This window comes from Streptomyces sp. WAC03905 (assembly GCF_057371075.1).
Genome location: NZ_JBXYDZ010000003.1, coordinates 5,957,479 through 5,974,958 on the forward strand (window position 1 = coordinate 5,957,479; position 17,480 = coordinate 5,974,958).

Annotated in this window: 19 protein-coding genes; 11 read left to right on the forward strand and 8 right to left on the reverse strand. The window is 72.0% G+C overall.

Translation table 11 applies throughout. The annotated features are described in order from the left end of the window. Positions 1-84: 84 nt before the first annotated feature. The 5 genes from AC2RP6_RS29425 to AC2RP6_RS29445 all read right to left on the reverse strand — a co-directional run bounded on the left by AC2RP6_RS29425 (position 85) and on the right by AC2RP6_RS29445 (position 3,713). Complete coding sequence (locus AC2RP6_RS29425) at positions 85-840, reverse strand: SDR family oxidoreductase (RefSeq protein ID WP_486448915.1); 756 nt, start codon at positions 838-840, stop codon at positions 85-87. A 10-nt stretch (positions 841-850) separates the two neighbouring features. Beyond that, complete coding sequence (locus tag AC2RP6_RS29430) at positions 851-1,642, reverse strand: SURF1 family cytochrome oxidase biogenesis protein (RefSeq protein ID WP_486448916.1); 792 nt, start codon at positions 1,640-1,642, stop codon at positions 851-853. Positions 1,643-1,721: 79 nt separating this feature from the next. Next, a complete protein-coding gene (locus tag AC2RP6_RS29435) occupies positions 1,722-1,955 on the reverse strand; it encodes a hypothetical protein (RefSeq protein ID WP_075972011.1) in 234 nt (77 codons plus the stop codon). Positions 1,956-2,057: 102 nt separating this feature from the next. Then, entirely contained in the window at positions 2,058-3,038 is a 981-nt protein-coding gene (locus AC2RP6_RS29440) for a DEDDh family exonuclease (protein ID WP_486450493.1), read from the reverse strand. Between the two features lie 42 nt (positions 3,039-3,080). Next, positions 3,081-3,713, reverse strand: a complete 633-nt coding sequence (locus AC2RP6_RS29445; protein ID WP_486448917.1) for a TetR/AcrR family transcriptional regulator — start codon at positions 3,711-3,713, stop codon at positions 3,081-3,083. Positions 3,714-3,851: 138 nt separating this feature from the next. Here AC2RP6_RS29445 and AC2RP6_RS29450 point away from each other — a divergent pair, with 138 nt between their 5' ends. The 7 genes from AC2RP6_RS29450 (at position 3,852) to AC2RP6_RS29480 (ending at position 11,084) form a co-directional block, all read left to right on the forward strand. Beyond that, positions 3,852-4,649: an acetoacetate decarboxylase family protein gene (locus AC2RP6_RS29450; RefSeq protein WP_486448918.1), complete on the forward strand. Its 798-nt coding sequence runs from the start codon at positions 3,852-3,854 to the stop codon at positions 4,647-4,649. Between the two features lies 1 nt (position 4,650). Further along, complete coding sequence (locus tag AC2RP6_RS29455) at positions 4,651-5,535, forward strand: SDR family NAD(P)-dependent oxidoreductase (RefSeq protein WP_486448919.1); 885 nt, start codon at positions 4,651-4,653, stop codon at positions 5,533-5,535. A gap of 12 nt (positions 5,536-5,547) precedes the next feature. After that, entirely contained in the window at positions 5,548-6,876 is a 1,329-nt protein-coding gene (locus AC2RP6_RS29460) for an amidohydrolase family protein (protein WP_486448920.1), read from the forward strand. Beyond that, positions 6,873-8,096 carry an amidohydrolase family protein gene (locus AC2RP6_RS29465; protein WP_486448921.1) on the forward strand — a complete coding sequence of 408 codons (1,224 nt, stop codon included), beginning with the start codon at positions 6,873-6,875 and terminating at the stop codon, positions 8,094-8,096. Before AC2RP6_RS29460 ends, AC2RP6_RS29465 begins: the two co-directional genes overlap by 4 nt. A gap of 251 nt (positions 8,097-8,347) precedes the next feature. Then, positions 8,348-9,304: a sterol desaturase family protein gene (locus AC2RP6_RS29470; RefSeq protein ID WP_486448922.1), complete on the forward strand. Its 957-nt coding sequence runs from the start codon at positions 8,348-8,350 to the stop codon at positions 9,302-9,304. Further along, the gene (locus tag AC2RP6_RS29475; protein ID WP_486448923.1) at positions 9,301-9,984 is read left to right on the forward strand and encodes a lysoplasmalogenase; all 684 of its coding nucleotides are present in this window, start codon (positions 9,301-9,303) and stop codon (positions 9,982-9,984) included. The genes AC2RP6_RS29470 and AC2RP6_RS29475 overlap by 4 nt, the downstream gene beginning before the upstream one ends. Before the next feature lie 56 nt (positions 9,985-10,040). Then, positions 10,041-11,084, forward strand: a complete 1,044-nt coding sequence (locus AC2RP6_RS29480) for a zinc-dependent alcohol dehydrogenase family protein (protein WP_486448924.1) — start codon at positions 10,041-10,043, stop codon at positions 11,082-11,084. A gap of 96 nt (positions 11,085-11,180) precedes the next feature. Here the strand turns inward: AC2RP6_RS29480 and AC2RP6_RS29485 are convergent, their stop codons facing one another. Further along, complete coding sequence (locus tag AC2RP6_RS29485; protein ID WP_486448925.1) at positions 11,181-12,725, reverse strand: S8 family serine peptidase; 1,545 nt, start codon at positions 12,723-12,725, stop codon at positions 11,181-11,183. Between the two features lie 258 nt (positions 12,726-12,983). On the opposite strand from AC2RP6_RS29485, the gene AC2RP6_RS29490 reads away from it, so the two are divergent. The 3 genes from AC2RP6_RS29490 (at position 12,984) to moaA (ending at position 16,156) form a co-directional block, all read left to right on the forward strand. Beyond that, complete coding sequence (locus AC2RP6_RS29490) at positions 12,984-13,349, forward strand: DUF485 domain-containing protein (RefSeq protein ID WP_486448926.1); 366 nt, start codon at positions 12,984-12,986, stop codon at positions 13,347-13,349. After that, positions 13,346-14,989, forward strand: coding sequence for a solute symporter family protein (locus AC2RP6_RS29495; RefSeq protein ID WP_486448927.1), 1,644 nt, complete (start codon positions 13,346-13,348; stop codon positions 14,987-14,989). Before AC2RP6_RS29490 ends, AC2RP6_RS29495 begins: the two co-directional genes overlap by 4 nt. Positions 14,990-15,166: 177 nt before the next feature. Then, positions 15,167-16,156, forward strand: coding sequence for a GTP 3',8-cyclase MoaA (moaA, locus tag AC2RP6_RS29500; protein WP_486448928.1), 990 nt, complete (start codon positions 15,167-15,169; stop codon positions 16,154-16,156). Positions 16,157-16,249: 93 nt separating this feature from the next. Here the strand turns inward: moaA and AC2RP6_RS29505 are convergent, their stop codons facing one another. Both AC2RP6_RS29505 and AC2RP6_RS29510 read right to left on the reverse strand, forming a co-directional pair. Continuing rightward, complete coding sequence (locus AC2RP6_RS29505) at positions 16,250-16,501, reverse strand: hypothetical protein (RefSeq protein WP_486448929.1); 252 nt, start codon at positions 16,499-16,501, stop codon at positions 16,250-16,252. A gap of 147 nt (positions 16,502-16,648) precedes the next feature. Next, a complete protein-coding gene (locus AC2RP6_RS29510; RefSeq protein WP_486448930.1) occupies positions 16,649-16,981 on the reverse strand; it encodes a DUF3099 domain-containing protein in 333 nt (110 codons plus the stop codon). Between the two features lie 185 nt (positions 16,982-17,166). On the opposite strand from AC2RP6_RS29510, the gene AC2RP6_RS29515 reads away from it, so the two are divergent. After that, a complete protein-coding gene (locus AC2RP6_RS29515) occupies positions 17,167-17,445 on the forward strand; it encodes a GlsB/YeaQ/YmgE family stress response membrane protein (protein ID WP_030665494.1) in 279 nt (92 codons plus the stop codon). The last annotated feature ends 35 nt before the right edge of the window (positions 17,446-17,480 follow it).

Sequence of the window (17,480 nt, forward strand, 5' to 3'; positions counted from 1 at the left end):
GGCCGCGGCAGCCGCCGGGCGGGCGGCTGCCGCAGGCGGGGGCCGGCCGGCGTGGGCGCGGAGCCGGAAGGCGTGGGCGCGGGGTCAGAAGCCGTGCCGGGAACCGCCGTCGACCGGGAGCATCACACCCGTCAGGTACGAGGCGGCCGGCGAGAGCAGGAACGCCGCCGTGCGGCCGAACTCCTCCGGGGAGCCGTACCGGCGCAGCGGGATGCGGGACTCGTTGCCCGCGCGCGTCGCCGCGGCGTCCCCGGACAGCTCGTCCAGCTCCCGTACCCGGTCGGTGTCGATGCGGGCCGGGAGCAGCCCGATGACGCGGATGCCGCGCGGACCGAGCTCCACCGAGAGGGACTTCGCGAAGCCGGCCAGGCCCGGCCGCAGGCCGTTGGAGATGGTCAGGCCGGGGATCGGCTCGTGGACCGAGCCCGACAGGACGAAGCCGATGACCCCGCCGTCGCCCAGCACCGCGGCGGCCGCCCGGGCCAGGCGCACCGCGCCGAGGAAGACCGACTCGAAGGCCGCCGACCACTGCTCGTCGGTGCTGTCGACGGCGAAGCCCGGGACCGGGCCGCCGACGCTGATGAGGATGCCGTCGAAGCGGCCGAAGTGCTCGTGCGCGGTGGCGATGAGACGGGCGGCCGCCTCCGGGTCCGCGTTGTCCGCCGCGACGCCCACGGCGCCCGGGCCGAGGGCCGCCGCGGCGTCGGCCGCCCGCTGCTCGTCCCGGCCCGTCACGACGACCTTCGCGCCGTCGGCGATCAGTTCCCGGGCGGAGGCCAGGCCGAGGCCGCGCGTGGCGCCGGTGACGATGTAGGCACGGTCTTTCAGTCCAAGATCCATGCCCGACACGCTACGCGGTCGCGGGCTCCTCCTCGGCGGCTTCGGCCCGGGCCGCCGCCTCCTCGCGGTCGCGCCGTTCGCGCCGCACGAGGACCAGCCAGCCCACCGGCACCGCGGCGGCGAACAGCCACCACTGGACGGCGTACGCCATGTGCGCGCCGATCGAGTCGTGGTCGGGGTCGGCGACGGTCTCCGGACCGCCGTCCCCCGGATCCGGTTCGGTCAGCTCCAGATACCCGCCGAGGACCGGCCGGCCCAGGTACTCCGCCTGCTGCCCGCTGTTGATCAGCATCACCTGACGGTCCGGCAGGCCCTTGCGGTCCTTGATGCCGCTGCCGCCGCTCGTCTCGTCGGCCTTCAGCCGCCCGGTGACCGTGACCTCGCCCGCGGGCGCGGCCGGTACCGGCGGATAGGCGCGCGGGTCGTCACCGCCCGGCACCCAGCCGCGGTCGACCAGTACCACCCGGCCGTCGCCGAGGACGAGCGGCGTCAGGACGTGGAAGCCGACCTTGTCGTCGTTCGAGGTGCGCATCCGTACGACCACCTCGTGCGCGGAGTCGTAGGTGCCGGTCGCGGTGACCGCGCGCCAGAAGTCGGCGCGGGGGACCTCGTGGCCGGGGGAGGTGACCTCGGCCATGGGGACGGGCTCCGCCCGCAGGTTCGCCTCGATCAGCTGGTTCTGCGCGACCCGGTGCACATGGCGGTGGTACTGCCAGAACCCCAGCTTGATCATCACGGGGATGAGGACGAGGGCGACGAGGGTGAGGCACACCCACTGCCGGGTCAGCACAAAGCGGTACACGCCCACGACGGTACCCCGGCCGACGAGGACCCCGGCGGCCGGGTGGCCCTCCGGGGTCGCTGGGGGGAGAAGGCGGCGGTCAGACGTGGTCGACGATGCCCACCTTCCCTTCCGCGCGGGCACAGTGCCCGCCGCAGAACCACTGGCCCTCGACCTCGACGCCCTGTCCGATGATCTGGACGCGGCAGTGCTCGCAGATGGGCGCCATGCGGTGGATGGCGCAGGAGAAGCAGTCGAAGACGTGCACCGCGCCCTGCGCGTGCACCTCGAAGGACATGCCGTAGTCGTTTCCGCAGACCTCGCAACGTGCCATGCGCCGCATGCTGCGCAGGGCGGAGCGGCGGAACAAGATCCACCCTGGTGAGTCGCCGCGCGGACACCCGCCCGGCCCAACGGGCGGCGCCGGCCGGTGCGCTCAGTCCTCGGCCGGGGCCACGTCCCGCAGCAGCTGCGTGAAGGCGGCCTCGTCCACGACGGGGGTGCCGAGGGACTTCGCCTTGACCGTCTTGGAGGTCGCCGAGTCGGGGTCGTTCGTCACCAGCAGACTGGTGAGCCGCGACACACTCGTCGCGACGTGCAGGCCCGCCTCGACCGCACGGTCCTCCAACAGCTCCCGCTCCACCGAGGTGTCGCCGGAGAACGCGACCCGCATTCCCTGCCGCAGGGGCTTGCCGTCCTCGAACCGTCCCGGGTTGGGGTGCGGGCACGGCGGCCGCTTGCGCGAGGGCCGCCAGCTCCCGCCGCCGCGGTACGACGCCTGGTGGCCCACGCGCGGGGTGGCGGCGGAGTCCGACCACTCCGTCAGCGGCCGGCACTCCAGCAGGGGCAGCCGCACCCCGCCCTGCGCGGCCGCGTGCAGCGACGGACGGAAGGCCTCCGCGAGCACCCGGGCGTCGTCGAGGGCGTGGTGGGCGCGCTGCTGGACCACACCGAAGTGCGCGGCGAGCGACTCCAGCTTGTGGTTGGGCAGCGGGAGGGCCAGCTCCTTCGACAGAGCGATGGTGCACAGCCGCTGACGGACCGGCGCGGTCGTCTCGGCGCGCGCGTACTCCCGGGCGATCATCTGCCAGTCGAAGATCGCGTTGTGCGCGACCAGCACGCGGTCCGCGAGCCTGCCGGCGAACTCCTCGGCGATGTCCTTGAAGAGGGGAGCACCGGCGAGCACGTCACTCGTCAGGCCGTGGATCCACACCGGCCCCGGGTCGCGCTGCGGGTTGACCAGCGTGTACCAGTGGTCCTCCACGTTGCCCTGCGCGTCGAGCCGGTAGACGGCGGCGGAGACTATCCGGTCGTCGCGAGCGAGCCCGGTGGTCTCCACGTCGACGACCGCGTACCCCTGTGGGTACGCGGTCGGCCACGTCGTCTCTGCGGTCGTACGGTCGTCGAGCATGGTCACAGAGGATATCGGCACGCACCGACACCGCCGGCCCACCCTGGGTCAGCCCGGGGCGGGCGGCTTCGCCAGCAGGGCCGTCACCAGGGCCCGTACGGACAGCAGGAAGAGCCGCTCCGGGTCGGCGGGCCGGGCCAGCGCCCGGGCGAGCGCCGGGTCGTGGGGCGCCGCGGCCGGGTCCCAGAGCTCGCTCTCGGCCGGCGACTGGGCGGGGGAGCGCTCGCGGTTGCGCTCGACGAGCAGGTGGCCGACGACCTGGAACTGCACGGCGCGCACCGCGTCCGCCGCCCGGGCGCCGCGCAGGCCCGCGGCGTGCACCTCGTGGACCAGCGCCTGCTGGGCCGGCAGGAACATCCGCTCCGTGAGCCCGCGTTCGTGGACCATCGCGATCAGGTGCGGGCGCTCGCGCAGCTCGCGGCGCAGGATCCGGGCGACCGACAGGATCCGCTCGGCCGGGGTGCGGCCGGCCGGGCGGATCGCGCCCATCTCCTGCACGGTCCGCTCCACGAGCGCGTCGAGCAGCGACTCGCGGTTGCCCACGTGCCAGTAGATGGACGTCACGGCGGTGCCCAGCTCGGCGGCCAGCCCCCGCATCGTGAGGGCGGCCGGACCGCGCTGCTTGACCAGGGACGCGGCGGCGTCCAGCACCTCGTCGCGGGTCAGCGAGGATCTGGCCATGTCTGCGGTCCGCCGATCTGTCAGAAAGAACTGGCGAGCCGTCAGTTCTGTTGCGTGCAAGGGCCTTTACCCTTCATCGGCGCCGGTGTAACTGTGTTACAGAACCGACTCCTCCCCGGACGAGAGAGGGTGCGACCCATGGCACGCGTACGGTACGGAGCGCGGACCGAGGCCGAGATCGCCGCGTCGCGCGAGAAGAGTTCCAAGCTCCCCGACATCTGGTCCACCGGCGTGGTGGCCGTCTGGGAGACCGATCCGGACGTGGTCGCCGCGGTCCTCCCGCCGCCGCTCAAGCCGGCCGAGCGGCCCCTGGTACGGGCGAACATCAGCAAGGTCGACCTGCCCGGCTACCCCCTCGGCGCCGGCTCGGTGGCCGTCGCCGCCCGGCACGACGGTGTCGAGGGCTGGTACCCGCTGGTCATGCCGATGACCCACGAACGCGCCCTGACCGGCGGCCGCGAGGTCTTCGGCGAGCCGAAGAAGCTGGGCGAGGTCACCGTCGAGCGCGACGGCCTCGTCGTCCGGGCGGCCCTCGCCCGGCACGGCATCGCCTTCGTCGAGGTGCGCGGCGCCGTGGACCGCCCGCTCCCGCTGCCCGAGCCCACCCGTAAGACCGACTTCTACTTCAAGTTCCTGCCCGCCGTCGACGGTTCGGGCTTCGACGCGGACCCGGTCCTCGTGCACTGCGTCCGCAACGAGAAGGTCCGCAGGCTGGAGCACATCACGGGCGACGTCGTCCTGCGCGAGTCGATGTTCGATCCCGTCGCCGACCTCCCCGTCCGCCGGACCGTGGAGATCACCATCGGCGAGAAGACCACCGACCAGACGGGCCGTGTCGTCGAACGGGTCAGCGCCCGGGCCCTCCTCCCGTACCTCCACCAGCGCTACGACGACCCGATGCAGATCCTCGACGGACCCCCCGAAGGGAGCGTGTGAGATGCGGCTCGAACCCGGACAGGTGGCCGTCGTCACCGGAGCCGCCGGCGGCATCGGCCTCGCCATGGCCCGGCGCTTCGCGGCCGAGGGCCTGAAGGTGGTCCTCGCCGACGTCGAGGAGCCCGCCCTGCGCAAGGCCGCCGACGAACTCGCCGCCGACGGCGCCCGGGTCCTCGCCCGGGTCGTCGACGTCGGCGACCGCGACAGCGTCCTCGCCCTCGCCGACGCCGCGTACGACGCCTTCGGCGCCGTCCACGTGCTCTGCAACAACGCGGGCGTCGGCTCCGGCGCCGAGGGCAGGATGTGGGAGCACGAGCCCAACGACTGGAAGTGGGCCTTCTCCGTCAACGTCTGGGGCGTCTTCCACGGCATCCAGGCCTTCGTCCCCCGCATGATCGCCGGGGGCGCCCCCGGCCACGTCGTCAACACCTCCTCCGGCGACGGCGGCATCGCCCCGCTGCCCACCGCCTCCGTGTACGCCGTCACCAAGGCCGCCGTGGTCACCATGACCGAGTCCCTCTACGCCCACCTCAAGGCGGAGGGCGCCGCCGTCGGAGCCTCCGTGCTCTTCCCCGGCCCGCACATGCTGCGCACCGGGCTGTGGGAGTCCCACCGCAACCGGCCCGAGCGGTACGCCAAGCAGCGCCCGCGCAGGACCCCGTACCGCAGCCTCGACCAGTACGAGGCCGCGATGAAGCGGGCCGGCCAGGAGGTGCACTTCACCCCGGTCGAGGAGGTCGCCGAGCACGTCGTCGACGGCATCCGCGCCGGCCGCTTCTGGATGCTGCCGCCGAGCGAGCACAGCGACCGGCAGATCCGCGCCCGGTCGCAGTCGATGCTCGACCGCGCCGCCCCCGCCTACCTGGAGAGCTTCATCCTCGACTGAGGAGCGTCCGCCATGAGCGACCCCACGAGCGAACCCACGAGCGAGCCCACGACTGACACACCGTACGAAGACCCGTATCTGATCATCTCTTCCGACTGTCATGCCGGCCTGCCCACCGAGTCGTACCGTCCCTACCTCGACTCCCGTTTCCACCCGCAGTTCGACGAGTTCCTCGGCCAGCGCGACGCACGCCGTGCGGAGGCCACCCGCCTGGGCATCCGCAACGAGGCCTTCGCCGAGAAGTGGTTCCACGATCACGAGGAGGGCCTGCGCGGGGGCTGGGACACCGGCCGGCGGCTGAAGGAACTCGACGGCGACGGCGTCGCGGCCGAGGTCGTCTTCCCCGACGCGGACGCCGTCGACAGCCAGACCGCGGCGCCCTTCGGGGTGGGCCTCGGGCTCTCCGGCGACCAGGACCCCGAGCTGGGCATGGCGGGCGCGCAGGCGCACAACCGCTGGCTGGCCGAGTTCGTCTCGCAGAACCCCGAACGCCACTGCGGCGTCGCCCTGCTGCCCATCACCGGCGAACCGGCCCGGGTCGTCGCCGAGATCCACCGGGCCAAGGAGTCCGGGCTGGGCGCGCTGATGATCCCGGCCATGTGGGTGGACAAGGCGCCCTACCACGACCGCCGCTACGACCCCGTCTGGGCGGCGGCGGCCGAGACGCGGATGCCGATCGTGACCCACTCCGGTTCCTCACCGCGCCACGAGTACGGCGACCACCTGGGCATCTTCGTCTCCGAGGTCACCTGGTGGCCCGCCCGCCCGCTGTGGTTCCTGCTCTGGTCGGGGGTGTTCGAGCGGCACCCGGGCCTGCGGTTCGGCATCGCCGAGTCGGGCTGCTGGTGGCTGCCGAACCAGCTGTGGTTCATGGACCGGCTCTACCTCGGCGCGCACGGCGGGAAGAAGCTCTCGCCCTTCGAGGAGCTGAAGCGGCCGCCGAGCGAGTACCTGGACCGCCAGGTGTTCGTCTGCGCGACCAACACCAAACGGCGCGAACTGGCCCAGCGCTACGAGATCGGCGTGGACAACATCCTGTGGGGGTCGGACTTCCCGCACCCCGAGGGCACCTGGCCGGACACCCGCACCTGGCTGCGCAGGACCTTCCACGACATCCCGGTCGACGAGACCCGGCGGATGCTCGGGCTCGCCGCGGCGGAGGTGTTCGGCTTCGACACCGAGAAGCTGGCCCCGCTCGCCCGCCGGATCGGCCCCACCCCGGCCGACCTGGGCCAGTCCCCGGACCAGGCGGCGGTGGCGGCCTCCTGGGCACGCTCGCGCGAGGTCGGCCGGCACTGGCTGACGGACCACGACTTCCCCGTCCTGGGGGTGTCGCGGTGACCGGCGACGACCGCTACACGGTGATCTCGGCGGACTGCCACGCGGGCGCCGACCTGCTGGACTACAGGCCGTACCTGGAGAAGCGGTACCACGAGGAGTTCGACGCCTGGGCCGCCACGTACGTCAACCCGTACGAGGACCTCCTCGCGGACACCGCGGACCGCAACTGGAACTCGGCGCGGCGGCTGGCGGAACTGGAGGCCGACGGCATCGTCGCCGAGGTCGTCTTCCCCAACACCATCCCGCCGTTCTTCCCCAAGGCATCCTTGATGGCGCAGCCCCCGACCGCCGCGGAGTACGCCCTGCGCTGGGCCGGCCTGCAGGCGCACAACCGCTGGCTGGCGGACTTCTGCGCGGACGCCCCCGGGCGTCGGGCGGGCGTCGCGCAGATCCTGCTGAACGACGTGGACGCGGCGGTGGCGGAGATTCGCCGCGTCCGGGAGGCCGGCCTGACGGGCGGCATCCTGCTGCCCGGCGTACCGCCCGGCTCGACGGTCCCCGAGCTGTACTCGGCCGCGTACGACCCCATCTGGGCGGTGTGCGACGAGCTCGACGTCCCCGTCAACCACCACGGCGGCTCGGCGTCACCGCCGCTGGGCGACGAGCCGGCGGCCCGGGCGGTCTTCATGGTGGAGACCACCTGGTTCTCGCACCGCGCGCTGTGGCACCTGGTGTTCGGCGGGGCGTTCCGCCGCCACCCGGGGCTGAAGCTGGTCCTGACGGAGCAGGGCTCCGGCTGGATCCCGGGCGTGCTGGAGATGCTGGACTACTACCACGGCCGCCTGGTCGCGGCGTCGGCCACGGCCGAGTCCAAGTTCGGGGCGGGCCTGGCGGAGTCCATGGGCCGCGGCCCGAGCGAGGTCTGGCGGGACAACTGCTTCGTGGGGGCGAGCTTCATGCGCCCCCACGAGGTCCCGCTGCGGGACCGGATCGGCCTCGACAAGATCATGTGGGGCAGCGACTACCCCCACGACGAGGGCACCACCCCGTACTCCCGCGAAGGCCTCCGCATCGCCTACGCGGGCCTCCCGCGGCCGGAGGTCGCCGCGATGGTCGGCGGCAACGCGGCCCGCGTCTACGGCTTCGACCTCCCCCTGCTCGACGCCCTCGCGGCCAAGCACGGCCCCCTGGTCTCGGAGATCGCCGAACCCCTCTCGACGGTCCCCGCGGCCGTCACCAGCCCGGCCTTCGCCAGGGGCGGCTCGGTCCGCGTCTGGTAGCCACGACGTTCCCGCCGGGGCGGTACGTCAGACGTACGTGATCCGCTCCGGCGGGGCGGGGTGGGGCCGGATCCGGGGGCGGGCGTCAGGAGGGACCTCACCAAGGTGCTCGCCGCCGTGCCCGCCACCCGTAGGAGAACCGTCTCGAATCCCGTCATTCCCCGCCCTCCCCGAACCGTCGGTAACCTCGCTGGATACCGATCGGTAACAACCCCTAGCGGCACCCCCGAGGGCGCCTCTATGGTGCGGACATGCCGAACCTGCCCGATGTCGTGCTGTGGTCCATACCCGCCTTCGTGCTGCTCACCGTCATCGAGCTGGTGAGCTACCGCCTCCATCCCGACGATGACGCGGAGGGCTACGACGCCAAGGACGCCGCCACCAGCATCAGCATGGGGCTCGGCAGCATCGGCTTCGACCTGCTGTGGAAGATCCCGGTGGTTGCGGTCTTCACCGCCGTGTACGAACTCACCCCGCTGAGGGTGCCGTTGCTGTGGTGGACCCTCCCGCTGATGCTGCTCGCCCAGGACTTCCTCTACTACTGGCAGCACCGCGGCCACCACGTCATCCGCATCCTGTGGGCCTGCCACGTGGTCCACCACAGCAGCCGGAAGTTCAACCTCACCACCGCCCTGCGGCAGCCCTGGACCAGTGCCACGACGTACTGGTTCTACCTGCCGATGGTGGCCGTCGGCGTGCACCCGGCCGTGATCCCGTTCTGCTACGGCATCAACCTGCTCTACCAGTTCTGGGTCCACACCGAGCGCATCGGCAAGCTGCCGCGCGCCTACGAGTACGTCTTCAACACCCCCTCCCACCACCGCGTGCACCACGCGTCCCAGGGCGGCTACCTCGACCGGAACTACGGCGGCATCCTGATCATCTGGGACCGGATGTTCGGCTCCTGGGTGGGCGAGACCGACCGGCCCGTCTACGGGCTCACCAAGAACATCTCCACCTACAACCCGCTGCGCGTCGCCACCCACGAGTACGCCGCCATCGCCCGCGACGTCCGCGCCGCCCGGAGCTGGAGCGAGCGCGCCGGCCGGGTCTTCCGCGGCCCCGGCTGGCAGCCGGCCCCCGCCGCGGTCGCGGCCCCGGCTGCCGCGGCCCCCGCCCCCGCTGCGGCGACCGCCCCCGAGGCCGTGCCCGCCCGGGCCGCCGCACCCGCCGCCGACCCGGCCGCCGTACAGGAGTCCACCGCGTGAGCACGGAGTCCCCCGGCCGCCCCGCACCCTCCTGGGCCGCCCCGCGGGCGGCGGCCGGCCGGGAGCGCCTGGGCCGCCTCGCCCTCTACGGCTTCGCCGCCGCCACCGCCTTCGACCTCGCCTCCCTGCTGGCCGGCTGGCACCTGGGGCACGTCCTCGCCAAGCCGCTGCTGATGCCGCTGCTGGTCGCCCACGCCGTCACGCGCGGCGCGCCCCGCCTGCTGGTCGCCGCCCTGCTGTTCGGCTGGGGCGGGGACCTGGCCCTGCTCTTCGACGCCGAGGCGGCCTTCCTGGTCGGCATGGGATCCTTCGCCGTCGGGCACGTCTGCTACCTCGTCCTCTTCGGCAAGCGGCCCGCGAACCCGCTGCTCGGCGGCGGCTACGCGCTGGCCCTCCTGGGCACGGTCGCCCTCCTGTGGGCCGACCTGCCCGCGGACCTGCGGATCCCCGTGGCCGGCTACAGCCTGCTGCTCACCGCCATGGCCTTCCGCTCCAGCGCCCTCGGCCTGCGGGCCGGCATCGGCGGCGCGCTGTTCCTGCTGTCCGACACCCTCATCGCCACCGGCGTCGCCGAATGGCCGCAGCCGCCCCGACCCGACTTCTGGATCATGGCCACCTACCTGGCCGCCCAGTACCTGCTGGCAACCGGCGCGACCTCCCGGGAAGCAGGCGTACGGTAGGACGGTTCCACAGTCGTACAAGACTGGACGATCCCGAACCGGAGGACTGCACCACCATGCGCGCCACCGTCATCCACGCCCCGCACGACATCCGCGTGGAGGAGGTGCCCGACGCTGCGATCCAGCGCCCCGAGGACGCCGTCGTCCGCGTCCTGCGTGCCTGTATCTGCGGCAGCGACCTGTGGGCCTACCGCGGCGAGGCCGCGCGCCGGCCCGGCCAGCGCATCGGCCACGAGTTCCTGGGCGTCGTCGAGGAGACCGGCTCCGCCGTCTCCGGCCTCAGCGCCGGCGACCTCGTCGTCGCGCCCTTCATGTGGTCGGACGGCACCTGTGAGTACTGCAAGGAAGGCCTGTTCACCTCCTGCGAGCACGGCGGCTTCTGGGGCTCGGTCGGCCACGACGGCGGCCAGGGCGAGGCCGTGCGCGTCCCGCACGCCGACGGCACCCTGGTCAAGCTGCCCGCCGAGGCCGTCTCCGACGACCACCTGCTGACCGGCCTGCTCGCGCTGTCCGACGTGATGGGCACCGGCCACCACGCGGCCCTGGGCGCGGGCGTGCGCCCGGGCTCCACCGTCGCCGTCGTCGGTGACGGCGCGGTCGGCCTGTGCGGCGTCCTCGCCGCCCGGCGCCTCGGCGCCGAGCGGATCATCGCACTGGGCCGCCACACCGTCCGTACGGACATCGCCAAGCTCTTCGGGGCCACCGACGTCGTCGCCGAGCGCGGCGAGGCGGCCGAGGCGGCGGTGCGCGAGCTCACCGGCGGCCGCGGCGCGACGTGCGTCATCGAGGCGGTCGGCACCGAGCAGTCCATGCGCACGGCGGTGAACATCACCCGTGACGGCGGCGCCATCGGCTACGTCGGCGTCCCGCACGGCAGCGGCACCGGCCTCGACCTCGGCGTGATGTTCGACCGCAACATCACCCTGCGCGGTGGTGTTGCACCCGTCCGCGCCTACATTCCCGAGCTGCTGGAGGACGTGCTCAGCGGGGCGATCGACCCGGCGCCGGTCTTCGACCGCGCCGTGTCCCTGGACGAGGTCCCGGACGGCTACCGCGCGATGGACGACCGCAGCGCGCTCAAGGTGCTGATCAAGCCCTGACCGGAGCCGCCGGAACCACGGACGGGCCGGGCGGGGAGCACCCCGCCCGGCCCGTACGCCGCGCTGCCTCTGCTACTGCACGGCCTGCTTCATGCCCTACTTCACGGCCTTGAGGGCGTCCACGACGCCGTAGCCGTAGTAGCCCGTCTGCCCCCACTTGGCCTGGCAGGTGGTGGCGTCGACCAGGGTGCCCGCGGCGTCGTAGATCTGCGTCGGGCAGGCCGCCTTGGTGGACTGCGCCTTGAGCATCGCCTGGAGCTGCGAGGGCGTGGCCCCCGGGTGGGCGCTCTTGAGCAGCGCCGCGACGCCCGCGACGTGCGGGGCGGCCATCGAGGTGCCCTGCTTGTACCCGTAGCCGCCGCCCGGGACGGTCGACAGCACCCGGCCGTTGGCGTCCGGCGTGGCCGGGACCTGCCACTTGTCGCCGCCGGGGGCCGCGACGTCCACGACCCCGAGGCCGTAGCTGGAGTAGTACGAGCGCAGGCCCTTGTCACCGGTCGCCGAGACGGTGACCACGCCCGGCAGCTGGGTGGGCAGGTCCAGGCAGACCTTCGGGTCGATGGTGCGCGTCACCGGGGTGGTGTCGTTCGGGCTGGTGGTGTCCTCCAGGGAGTCGGCCGCCAGGTCCTGGTTGGAGTTGCCGGCCGACGCCACGTGCAGGGTGCCCTTGCGCTCGGCGTACTTGGTGGCCCGGCCGATGGCCTCCACCAGCGCCTTCTGGTCGTCGTCGGACTTGCAGTTGAAGAGCCACGGGTCGACGTAGTAGCTGTTGTTGGTCACCTCGATCCCCTTCTCGGCGGCGAACATGAAGCCGCAGACGACCGCCTCGGTGTAGAAGAGGCTGGTTCCGGGCTCGCTCACCTTGATCGCGGCGATCTTCACGCCGGGCGCCACACCGCTGATGCCGACGCCGTTGCGCGGGGCGCCGATGGTGCCGGCGACGTGCGTGCCGTGGTCGCTGCCGTCGGGGTACGGGCGCCAGGCGCCGTCCGTGGTGTCGGCGACCCCGCCGACGCAGTTGGCCGACTGGCCCTTGGAGAAGTTCGGGGCGAGATCGGGGTGGGTGTCGTCCACGCCCGTGTCGATGATGCCCACGGTGACGTCCGGGCTGCCATCGTTGATCTTGTGAGCCTCGTCGGCCTTGATCGTCCGCAGGTCCCACTGGTTGGGTTCGAGCGGCTCCTGACCCTCCTGTGCCCGCGCCGCCGCCTTGGCGGCGTCCGCCCCGCTCAGCAGCTGGGTCGCGCCCTCGTCGGTGGTCTGCACGGCCTGCATCGGGGCCGTCCGGGTGGCACCGACCGACACGAACAGCCCACGCTGGGCGCGCAGCTGCTTGGCGAAGTCCGGGTTCTGGGAGTGTGCGACGACGACCCCGATCTGCTCATAGGCCGTCACCACCGTTCCGCCGGCCCGCTCGACGGCCTTCTTCGCCGCCTTCATCGTGGCGTAGGCGTTCAGGTTCGCCACGTACGACAGCTTGGGGCCGGTGGTCGAGGCCTTCGCAGCCGTCGCCGCGTCCGCGGTGGTGCCGAGCGGGGCGGCGGAGGCCGACACCGAGGGCAGCAGGGCGAGCGAGGCGGTGAGCGCCAGGCCGACCGGTACGGCCAGGGCGCGCCGGCGGACGGATCCCAGATGAGCCATGGGTTCTCCAGATCATCGTGAAAAAGCCGTCCGCACGCGGTCGCGTCGGACGGGTCCATGACAAGTGAACCTAGTGCCGACGTTCCCCTTTCCGCCATCAGTTCGAGAAATCAGTTCCCGAAGAATCCACGGGTGTTGAACCGTCCCGACACGCCGGCCGTGCCGTTGACAGAGGGGGGTCAGCGCCATCGGCCCCGCCCCACGGAGGTTGTTTTGTCCGTCGTCCCCACCGCACCTGCGTCACAAGGAGATTCCCCCGTGACCACCGAAGCAGCGCCGCCTCCGGGCAGCACGGGAACGCCCCTGGCGGGCCCCACGGCCGAAGAGTTCGTGAGCGTCCAGCAGAGCCCCGAGTTCGCCGAACTCCGACGCTCCTACCGCTCCTTCGCCTTCCCGCTCACCGTGGCCTTCATCGCCTGGTACCTGCTCTACGTCCTGCTGTCCAACTACGCGGGCGGCTTCATGGGGACCAAGCTCTTCGGCAACATCAACGTCGCCCTCGTGCTCGGCCTCGCCCAGTTCGCGACGACCTTCCTCATCGCCTGGCTCTACGCGCGCCACGCCGCGGCCAGGCTCGACCCCCGGGCGGCGGCGATCAAGGCGCGGATGGAGGGCTCCGAATGAGCGGCACGCACCACCTGGCGACGCCCGGCCTCACGACGCTCGCCGCGGGCGCCTCCGAGCACCGCCCGCTCATCATCACGCTCTTCGGGCTGTTCGTCGTCGCCACCCTGATCATCACCGTCTGGGCCGGCCGCCAGACCAAGGACGCCGCGGACTTCTACGCGGGCGGCCGCCAGTTCACCGGCTTCCAGAACGGCCTCGCCATCTCCGGCGACTACATGTCCGCCGCGTCCTTCCTCGGCATCGCCGGAGCCATCGCCCTCTTCGGCTACGACGGCTTCCTCTACTCCATCGGCTTCCTCGTGGCCTGGCTGGTCGCCCTGCTGCTCGTCGCCGAGCCGCTGCGCAACTCCGGCCGCTACACGATGGGCGACGTCCTCGCCTACCGGATGCGCCAGCGGCCCGTCCGCACCGCCGCCGGCACCTCCACCATCGTCGTCTCGATCTTCTACCTGCTCGCCCAGATGGCCGGAGCCGGCGTCCTGGTCTCGCTGCTCCTCGGTATCACCAGCGACGGCGGCAAGGTGGCGGTCGTCGCACTCGTGGGCGTCCTGATGATCGTCTACGTGACCATCGGCGGAATGAAGGGCACCACCTGGGTGCAGATGATCAAGGCGGTCCTGCTGATCGCGGGCGCCCTGCTGATCACCTTCCTGGTGCTGGTGAAGTTCGACTTCAACGTCTCCGACCTGCTGGGCAAGGCCGCCGAGAACAGCGGACAGGGGGCGAAGTTCCTCGAACCGGGCCTGAAGTACGGCAAGGACTCCACCTCGAAGCTGGACTTCCTCTCCCTCGGCCTCGCCCTGGTCCTCGGCACCGCCGGCCTCCCGCACATCCTGATCCGCTTCTACACCGTGCCCACCGCGAAGGCCGCCCGTAAGTCCGTGAACTGGGCGATCGGCATCATCGGCGCCTTCTACCTCATGACCATCGCCCTCGGCTTCGGCGCCGCGGCCCTGCTGGAGCGCGCGGACATCCTCGCCTCCAACAAGGCCGGCAACACCGCCGCCCCCCTGCTCGCCCAGGCGGTCGGCGGCGGCGCGGACTCCACCGGCGGCGCCGTCCTGCTCGCCGTGATCTCCGCGGTCGCCTTCGCCACCATCCTCGCCGTCGTCGCGGGACTCACCCTCGCCTCCTCCTCGTCCTTCGCCCACGACCTGTACGTGAACGTGATCCGCAAGGGCAAGGCGACCGAGCAGGAGGAGGTACGCGCCGCACGCTGGTCCACCGTCGTCATCGGCGCCGTCGCCATCGGCCTGGGCGCGCTGGCCCGCGACCTGAACGTGGCCGGACTCGTCGCGCTCGCCTTCGCGGTCGCCGCCTCCGCCAACCTGCCGACGATCCTCTACAGCCTGTTCTGGAAGCGCTTCACCACCCAGGGAGCGCTCTGGTCCATCTACGGCGGCCTGGTCTCCGCCGTCGGCCTGGTGCTGTTCTCCCCGGTCGTGTCCGGAAAGCCCACCTCGATGTTCAAGGACGCGGACTTCTTCTGGTTCCCCCTGGAGAACCCGGGCATCATCTCCATCCCCCTCGGCTTCCTCCTCGGATGGCTGGGAACCGTCCTCACCAAGGAGAAGGCGGACCCGCAGAAGTTCGCCGAGCTGGAGGTCCGCTCCCTCACCGGAACAGGGGCGCACTGACATCGTCCGAACACCCAGCGTGGCCGTGTCGTAGTTCCCTACGACGCGGCCACGTCACGTCTCGTTCATTCGGGCATCACGCAACGGCACGCGCGTCCCGTAGTCTCGAAATAGAACGCGTGCAGTAGATCCAAGGTCGCGCGTATGTCTACTTCCGGACAGGGGAGGGGGCCCACAGTGCTTCTCGACACCTATGGCCGCGTGGCCACTGACCTGCGCGTCTCGCTCACCGACCGGTGCAATCTGCGCTGCACCTACTGCATGCCCGAAGAGGGTCTGCAGTGGCTCGGCAAGTCCGACCTCCTCACCGACGAGGAGATCGTCCGGCTGATCCGCATCGCGGTCACGCAGCTCGGCATCACCGAGGTCCGCTTCACCGGCGGCGAACCGCTGCTCCGTCCCGGCCTGGTCGGGATCGTCGAACAGTGCGCCGCGCTGGAACCCCGCCCCAAGATGTCGCTCACCACCAACGGCATCGGCCTCAAGCGCACGGCCCAGGCCCTGAAGGCGGCCGGCCTCGACCGGGTCAACGTCTCCCTGGACACCCTGCGTCCCGAGGTCTTCAAGACCCTCACCCGCCGCGACCGGCACAGGGACGTCATCGACGGCATGGCCGCGGCCCGCGAGGCCGGCCTGACCCCCGTGAAGGTCAATGCCGTACTCATGCCCGGACTCAACGACGACGAGGCCCCCGACCTGCTGGCCTGGGCCGTCGAGAACGAGTACGAGCTCCGCTTCATCGAGCAGATGCCCCTCGACGCCCAGCACGGCTGGAAGCGCGACGGCATGATCACCGCCGGGGACATCCTGGAGTCGCTGCGCACGCGCTTCACGCTCACCGAGGAGGGCGCCGACGAACGCGGCTCCGCCCCGGCCGAGCGCTGGGTCGTCGACGGCGGTCCCGCCACCGTCGGCGTCATCGCCTCCGTCACCCGCCCGTTCTGCGGTGCCTGCGACCGCACGCGGCTCACGGCCGACGGCCAGATCCGCACGTGCCTGTTCGCCACCGAGGAGTCGGACCTGCGCTCCGCCCTGCGCTCGGGCGCCCCGGACGAGGAGATCGCCCGGCTGTGGAAGGTGGCGATGTGGGGGAAGAAGGCCGGCTCCGGCCTCGACGACCCCTCGTTCCTGCAGCCCGACCGCCCCATGTCCGCGATCGGCGGCTGAACGGCGGCCGACCCGCACCGGCCGACGGCTGCCCTGTACGGGCCCGGCACGGCCGGCCCTCACCGATGCGGGCCGGCCCCACCCGGTGGGAGGTCAGCGCGGGCGCTCCGAGCCCTCCGGCTGCACCCACTCCTCCAGCTTCACCACGTCCTTGAGGAAGCCGCGGACCCCCAGGAACTGGGACAGGTGCTCGCGGTGCTCCTCGCACGCCAGCCACGTCTTGCGCCGTTCCGGGGTGTGCAGCGTCGGGTTGTTCCACGCGAGGACCCAGACGGCCGCGTCGCGGCAGCCCTTGGCCGAGCAACTGGGGATCTCGTCGGGAGCGGGGGAGTCGGAGGAAGTCACGACCTCACCCTAGAGGGTGTCTCGAACGGAAAGGCGACGCCGAGCAGCCACGGGGGGAGCTGCCCGGCGTCGGTCCGTCGCTCCGACGGGGGATGCGGAGCGCGTGAGCAGTATGTCACGCAGGACCGGGTGCAGTGCACCGGAACTTCATGATTGATCTGAGCTTTTCTTGAGGTTTCCCGCGTCCAGCGCCGGGCGGACCGGAGCCGGGACGAAGTGCGAGGGCAGCGACGGCGTCGACTCCCGTCCCGCGTTCGCGATGACCACGGCCACGTAGGGCAGCAGGGCGCCCGCGACGAGCGTCACGATCGCCACGGGGCGGGACACGTTCCACAACAGCACGGTCGCGATGACCGACAGGGTCCTGACCGTCATCGAGATGACGTAGCGCCGCTGACGGCCCCGTACGTCCTCGGCGAGCCCCATCCGGGCGCCGGTGATCCGGAAGACCTCGGCCCCGTTCCGCTTCTGTCGGTTCACCCGTTCCACGTCCTACCACCCGATCGCCCGCCGGGCCTTCCCCGGCCCGGACCCTTCCACGGTACGCCGCCTCCGCCGAAGCGGGGACAGGGGGGACCCCCATCGGTGCCGCCCGAAATGCGCACTGTGCCGCACGGGCCGACACTGGGCGCACGTGCGCAGACCGCGCCAGGAGGAGGCTGGACATGAGCTGGTTGTGGGCGATCATCGTCGGTTTCGTGCTGGGACTGATAGCCAAGGCCATCCTGCCGGGCAAACAGCACCAGCCCCTGTGGCTGACCACGCTGATGGGCATCATCGGCAGCGTCCTCGGCAACGCCGTCGCCGCCTGGATCGGGGTCGCCGACACCCGCGGCATCGACTGGACCCGGCACCTGCTGCAGCTCGCGGGAGCGGTCCTCTTCGTCTTCCTCGGCGAGATGGCCTACAAGGCGATGCGCGGAGGCAGCCGCCAGATGACCTGAGCCCGTCCGCGTCACCCCCGGCGCATGACGGAGGG